Below are 4,455 nucleotides of genomic sequence, written 5' to 3'. Positions count from 1 at the left end.
ATGCTAAATAGCTTATCACTTGAGGAGTTTAGATTATGCATACTTTACTATATTCAAGACTATTAACATTTATGTTTGGAGTCTCAGGTTCCCAGTCTTCTATAGAACTGGTTGAACAATACAGAAAAACTATAGAGAGATTACATAATAATACATAGTATGTTGCTAGTACCATCCTGATGCAGTCAATTCTAACAGCTATCTTAGCAGAAGCAGCTTACAATTTAGTTGTTCGTTCTTGGTTACAAAGATTCTGTATTAAACTATGGATGAAAAGCAGAAATCTTACTCCTATTACACAGAGGATGATTGTTTTTCAAAGTTCGATAGGGACAGGTAATGACTCAAATCTTTATTCTCTTCCCTATCAACAGTTATGTGGTCAAATTGCCAATGCTTTACGGAATCCACTTGAGTCTGGAGAGGGTGATTTATTAGAGATATTTGTTTCCGAGAAATCTGTAGCACGAGAAGATTTAGAAAGATTAAAAAATCAAAAATTTATCAAAAAGTGAAATCACCTCAAACTTAAGCAATAGAGTAACAGAAATAATAGTCTCAAATTCTGAATCAAATTCATGTTCGGAATTGAATGATGAGACCGAATTTCAAAGTTGTATTCAAAATCAATTAGCTACGACTTTGATAGCTTTGGATAATATTGATAATTTGCCAATTGGATGGAATTTTTCACAACCACTAAAAGAACAGTTTACACCCTTGAATTTTTCTCATCAGGACTTACGCAAAGACACTATATATAGCCCATGGTAAATAGAGCGATATAGCTGCCGCTAGGCTCCGCCAACGCTTCCAAAAAACTTATAGCGATCGCCTAGCCTTGCTAATTCTAAACAGTCTATAAAAACTCAAATAACAATCATTTTAATTGACGGATATTTGAGTTCAGATACGCTTATATTCTGATAATAATTGATGTTTCATTTGATCAATATTTTTCCCCGTATGGATTTGCCATTTTTTTCAAATAATTCCAGACTAACATGGCACAAGCAATATGATTTTTTTGAATTTCTGCCCGACGACATTGGCAAAATCCTACCCCTGTTAGTTGTTTAATTTCTCTGTGAAACTCTTCAATTTTCCATCTAGTTTGAATCTCAAATTCAAGATCATCCGTACTATTATTACTCATGTCATTAGTAACAATATATTCTGCTGAAGTTGGTAGAAACAGTTGCCCAGAATAGCTTGACTTTTTTATCCCTGGGAAAACCTTTGATCTTAACTATTTTACCTGATATTTCTTCTGATTCATTCCAGCTTAATTCAGCAATATTTTTATATTTTTCTATACCCCCAGTGTCATCTACGCACGCGATTACTTTTTAGTGGGCAATAATAAACTTTTCCTAAATTATCTATCAATGCCATTAGTCTTTGTGTTGCATACCAACTATCCATTAGTACAGTTTTAAATCATAATTTCTTCTTATTTACCACATTAAATACCATTTCTTCAACATGATCTATTTTAGTCTTGTTGTCACTATCTGGGTCATAAATACGATAGTCTATAATCCAAAATTGTTCGGTTTTGGGATGAAAATACATACAATTAACTATTCCTATACCCCGCTTCTAACAACAGAGGAACCATTTCCAACTTAGTTAATAATGTTCCCTCTTCTATACCCTCCCGCTTAATTCCTTGATAAAGTCGAGATTTTTTAAAGTCCTCCATGCCTAACATTTCTATTACCTCCTCTGGTTCTAAATCTTGAAATTTGTATAAAATAATTGTTTTGACTAATTCTAACACTTTTTGCCGTTCAGTCTCGTCTAGTTCAGCCGTTGCTTTAGCAGATAACATTTTTGCCTGTTGCACTGCCTTTGCTTCGTCTTCTACTATTAACTTGACTATACCTAAACCCAAGTTCTCGTAAGCTTCGTCTCCCAAGTCTTCCAGATAAACTCTGGTAACATTACTGCTATTTAATAGAGCTTGATAGGGTTGAGTATCCTTAGTCTCAATATCGCGGTTGCGGAACACTACTAATGCTTGCCAATACTTGCTTTCCTCGTATTGACGCAGATACAGGAATATCTCGCCAAAAAATCGACGGTAAAATGCTTCATCCTTTTGCATTTGTACTTCACCGAAATGGATGGGAGTAGTTGGCGACTCAGTGTTGGGAACTAATACACCGTCTAAACGAAAAGCTGTTTGTTTGATTTCTACTGACTGAAATTTGTAAGAATTTGCTAGGGTGGGAGACTCACCAATGAGTTGAAAATAAACACCAGGCATCTCTAAAAATAGTCTGTAAAATATGCTATCTGTTTTCATTAAAAAATCTTTTTGTCAGAGCTATAATTATATCATCGTGAATGGCTGATTATAAAGGTATTAGGATTTATTTGATTTTGTCAAAAACTTAATGATTTTAATAGGATAAATACACTATTTCAGCACTTTCCTAAACATAAGAATGAAATTACCCTATACTATCGTGATTTTGTGGTCTGAGGAAGATAACTGTTATCTGGTTCATTTGCCAGAATTTCCCTCTCAAAAATTTAATACTCACGGAGATTATTATGAAGAGGCAATAAAAAACGCTAGTGAAGTTTTAGAGCTATTAGTTGAAGAATATCAGCAAGAAGGTAAAAGCCTTCTAAAACCTAAAAATGTAGAACAAACTCTTCAATTAATATCAAAATACCAAGAACTATCTCAGGAGTAATCACTTTAACTAACTCCAACTTAATTATTTGATTAGCTAACAATCTTAGAGTATGATAGTAATGAAAAAAATATAGAGGAAATGAATAATGAAAATTGGGTTTTTAGGTACGGGTTTAATGGGTTTACCAATGGCTGAAAAATTGTTAGGAGCTAATCATATTGTAACTGCTTATAATCGGACTCAATCCAAATTATAACCTTTACAAAAAGCAGGCGCTAAAATAGCTAATTCTCCAGTTGAAGCTATTCAAAATTCAGAATGTTTAATTTTGATGTTGACTAATACTGAGGCAATTAAAAATGTGCTTTGATCTGATAGTTCAAAAGCATAATTATCCGGTCGTACAGTAATTTAAATGGGAACTATTTCTCCTACAGAAAGTAAACAAATTAGGGATGAAGTTGTAACTTGTGGCGGAGAATATTTAGAAGCTCCTGTCTTAGGCAGTATTCCACAGGTCAAATCTGGCAATTTAATTATTATGGTGGGAGCTGACCCAGAACAATTTGAAAAATGGTCTGGTTTATTAAAAGTATTTAGTCCTGAACCATTACATATTGGTGGGGTAGGTAGCGGTGCTGCAATTAAGTTAGCAATGAATCAATTAATTGGCTCTTTAACAACAGCTTTTGCTCTGAGTTTAGGATTAGTAATTCGGGAAGGAATAGATGTAGATTTGTTTATGCAAATTGTTAGAGATAGTGCTTTATATGCTCCAACTTTTGATAAAAAATTACAACGGATGCAGGAGAGAAATTACGAAAATCCTAATTTCCCAGTCAAGCATTTATTAAAGGATACAAATATATTTATTAATGCAGCAGAATCTGTAGGACTTGATGTAAGTATTCAAGAAGGAGTGCGTAAAGTTTTAGAGAAAACTATTGAATTAGGTTTAGCAGATTTAGATTATTCGGCTTTATTTTCAGCAGTTAATCCAGACTTTCTTGATTAGGGGAGTAGGGGAGTGGTGGAGTAGGGGAGTGGGGAACAAAAAAAAAGGTACTGTTTCTTTCAGAGTATCTTTAAGTAAAGCAGTAGGATTAATTGGGGAAACATCTGGCACAAAGCGATGTAGCTGCCACTAGGCTCCGCCAACGCCTTCAATGATAGTCAGTTGAAAATCTTCTACGGCTTTACTCAGGGTAAATTTACTATACGGCATAATTTTTGTCTGACATGATATTAGGAGGCACGGAGTTAGGAGTCAGTAGAAAAGCCCTCGTAATACCATTTATCTGTAACAATGCGCTTAATAATTCTTACCCAAACCTCAATTTTATTGATAGTTGTTATCTTTTATTAAGCGCAACCTTCATGCAACAAAGCCGAGAAATGGTATAACTCAGAGCGTGACTGAATAAAAATGAGCGCGATGATGCTTACAGCGGTTTTCCTGCACGGTAGATCACAGTAGGGGCGTTTGCGGAGCATGACCTTAGGAAATGGCAATTAACCCTTACAGGGTTTTGGTTGTGACGTGAGGTCATCAATCAGCAAAAGCGCTGTAATTCAAACAACTGTCAGGATTAAAAAGTGGTAAAGTCAGAACTGGTAAGGGTTGTGGTATCCACGCCAGTTAATGTTGCTAAGACTTCAGAACTAGAAGTCAAGATGATATTGTTACCAGAGAAGGATAAGTCGCTGAATCCTATACCTCCTGACAAACCAATCTCGTCTGGGGTCTGGAAGTCTGTAATGGTATCTGTTCCATTACCAGCAGCGAGGACAAAGACATCAGGTC

8 protein-coding genes are annotated in these 4,455 nt (G+C 35.1%); 4 read left to right on the top strand and 4 right to left on the bottom strand.

Features of this window, described 5'->3' with window-relative positions; translation table 11 throughout:
- Positions 1–179 precede the first annotated feature (179 nt).
- A complete protein-coding gene (locus tag AFK68_RS08770; protein WP_094672400.1) occupies positions 180–515 on the top strand; it encodes a hypothetical protein in 336 nt (111 codons plus the stop codon).
- A gap of 434 nt (positions 516–949) precedes the next feature.
- Here the strand turns inward: AFK68_RS08770 and AFK68_RS08760 are convergent, their stop codons facing one another.
- From AFK68_RS08760 to AFK68_RS08755, 3 genes are all read right to left on the bottom strand, one after another.
- Positions 950–1,156 carry a hypothetical protein gene (locus AFK68_RS08760; RefSeq protein WP_094672398.1) on the bottom strand — a complete coding sequence of 69 codons (207 nt, stop codon included), beginning with the start codon at positions 1,154–1,156 and terminating at the stop codon, positions 950–952.
- A 284-nt stretch (positions 1,157–1,440) separates the two neighbouring features.
- On the bottom strand, positions 1,441–1,575 hold the full coding sequence (locus AFK68_RS43375) for a hypothetical protein (protein ID WP_256386518.1): 135 nt from the start codon (positions 1,573–1,575) through the stop codon (positions 1,441–1,443).
- 4 nt (positions 1,576–1,579) lie between these two features.
- The gene (locus AFK68_RS08755) at positions 1,580–2,311 is read right to left on the bottom strand and encodes an Rpn family recombination-promoting nuclease/putative transposase (protein ID WP_094672397.1); all 732 of its coding nucleotides are present in this window, start codon (positions 2,309–2,311) and stop codon (positions 1,580–1,582) included.
- Positions 2,312–2,453: 142 nt separating this feature from the next.
- Between AFK68_RS08755 and AFK68_RS08750 the strand changes: the two genes are divergently transcribed.
- The 3 genes from AFK68_RS08750 (at position 2,454) to AFK68_RS08745 (ending at position 3,666) form a co-directional block, all read left to right on the top strand.
- Positions 2,454–2,708, top strand: a complete 255-nt coding sequence (locus tag AFK68_RS08750) for a type II toxin-antitoxin system HicB family antitoxin (protein ID WP_094672396.1) — start codon at positions 2,454–2,456, stop codon at positions 2,706–2,708.
- A gap of 88 nt (positions 2,709–2,796) precedes the next feature.
- Positions 2,797–2,907: an NAD(P)-binding domain-containing protein gene (locus AFK68_RS44605; RefSeq protein ID WP_371357290.1), complete on the top strand. Its 111-nt coding sequence runs from the start codon at positions 2,797–2,799 to the stop codon at positions 2,905–2,907.
- A 159-nt stretch (positions 2,908–3,066) separates the two neighbouring features.
- Entirely contained in the window at positions 3,067–3,666 is a 600-nt protein-coding gene (locus AFK68_RS08745) for an NAD(P)-dependent oxidoreductase (protein ID WP_371357289.1), read from the top strand.
- A 574-nt stretch (positions 3,667–4,240) separates the two neighbouring features.
- On the opposite strand, the gene AFK68_RS08735 is transcribed toward AFK68_RS08745, so the two are convergent.
- On the bottom strand, positions 4,241–4,455 hold a 215-nt coding region (locus tag AFK68_RS08735), incomplete at its 5' end, for a hypothetical protein (protein ID WP_143437702.1).

Source organism: Hydrocoleum sp. CS-953, assembly GCF_002260545.1.
Lineage (GTDB): Bacteria > Cyanobacteriota > Cyanobacteriia > Cyanobacteriales > Microcoleaceae > Trichodesmium.
The sequence above is the reverse complement of the archived record's forward strand: the minus strand, read 5'-3'. Positions and strand labels throughout refer to the sequence as shown.

Coding starts and splice junctions, on each gene's coding strand:
- AFK68_RS08770 (WP_094672400.1), top strand. CDS start 180: ATGCAGTCAATTCTAACAGCTATCTTAGCAGAAGCAGCTTACAATTTA.
- AFK68_RS08760 (WP_094672398.1), bottom strand. CDS start 1,156: ATGAGTAATAATAGTACGGATGATCTTGAATTTGAGATTCAAACTAGA.
- AFK68_RS43375 (WP_256386518.1), bottom strand. CDS start 1,575: ATGTATTTTCATCCCAAAACCGAACAATTTTGGATTATAGACTATCGT.
- AFK68_RS08755 (WP_094672397.1), bottom strand. CDS start 2,311: ATGAAAACAGATAGCATATTTTACAGACTATTTTTAGAGATGCCTGGT.
- AFK68_RS08750 (WP_094672396.1), top strand. CDS start 2,454: ATGAAATTACCCTATACTATCGTGATTTTGTGGTCTGAGGAAGATAAC.
- AFK68_RS44605 (WP_371357290.1), top strand. CDS start 2,797: ATGAAAATTGGGTTTTTAGGTACGGGTTTAATGGGTTTACCAATGGCT.
- AFK68_RS08745 (WP_371357289.1), top strand. CDS start 3,067: ATGGGAACTATTTCTCCTACAGAAAGTAAACAAATTAGGGATGAAGTT.